The organism is Helicobacter sp. T3_23-1059, assembly GCF_053654515.1.
In genome coordinates this window covers 1-1,135 of record NZ_JBSIUV010000149.1, presented here as the reverse complement: position 1 = coordinate 1,135, position 1,135 = coordinate 1, and the positions used below count along the sequence as shown (strand labels likewise).

The following is a 1,135-nucleotide window of genomic DNA, read 5'->3' as shown; positions in this document are numbered from 1 at the left end:
CGCAAAAGTTTCTAGCAGGGTTTGCAAGCGGTGCGCTAGCAAGCAAAGGGCTACAAATTAGCACAAAAAGGCTAGAAAAACTTGTTAAGACAAACCCACGCGCTAAAGCCTTACTAAAGAGAATGCAAGCTAAACATAGCCACGCTAAACCTGCGCAAAATAACGATACAATATCAAGCCAAAAACTTGATAAAGGCAATCAAATGGCAGAATTTATCACAATAAACACGCAAGGCACACAAAATATACGCGAACTAAGAAACGAGCTAAACACTGCTTTAGCGAGCATAAAAGATACAGAGTTAATAAACAAAGCCACAGGATTAAAAGCAAGCATATCCCAACACGAGATTAACAAAATCTCAAATCCCAAAGCAGTAAATAAAAGCGTGGCAAATGGTTTTAGTAGAGAGGAACATTTTAAAACAGCAGAGAACCTAAAAGAGCTATATGAAAATGCCTATCTAAAAAATAAACACCTTGATGACAAAGGCAGGGGCTGGGAAGTGTATCGACTTATAGCAGAGCTAAAAATCAATCAAAAAATCGCGCAAGCAAAAATCACAGCTTTTGAAAAGAAAGTGGGTAAAAATAGGATTTATACCATAGAATTAGAGGAGTTAAATTCCATTCCATAAGCCTATCGCGCGCAATAAGCAGGAATGGATAAGCTAGCTCAATATGAGGTGGGTGCACGCGAATCCTCCTCTACTATTGCTAAGCTGTGTCATTATAGCATTTTTTATAAAAAATCAACAAAATGAAAGGACAAAAAATGGACAAAATCCAAGAATTGCAAGCAAAAATCACAGAAAAACAAGGCAAAATCCAAGATTTACAAACCCAAATCAACGCCACACAAGCACAAATCAATGATTTGCAACAACAAATAAGTGCTACGCAAGAAAATGTAAATATATGGAACAGCGCAATAGGAATGGCAGCAACGCAACAAGATAAACAAGCTGCAATACAAGTAAGAGATACTATGCAGGCGAGGCTAAACTCTTTGCGAGGACAACTATCTACCATACAAAAAAAGCTACAAAAAGAACAAACAGAATTAGAAAAAGTAAAAGCAGAGCTAACAACCACACAAACCGAGCTAGATTCTCTTTTGCAAGCTAAGCAAGAG

2 protein-coding genes are annotated in these 1,135 nt (G+C 37.4%); both read left to right on the top strand.

Translation table 11 applies throughout. The features are described from left to right. Nucleotides 1-638 (top strand): LPD3 domain-containing protein (locus ACWIX0_RS13695; RefSeq protein ID WP_454174538.1); only part of this gene is annotated, 638 nt, incomplete at its 5' end. A 137-nt stretch (nucleotides 639-775) separates the two neighbouring features. Continuing rightward, nucleotides 776-1,135: hypothetical protein (locus ACWIX0_RS13690; protein WP_454174537.1), on the top strand; the 360-nt coding region annotated here is incomplete at its 3' end.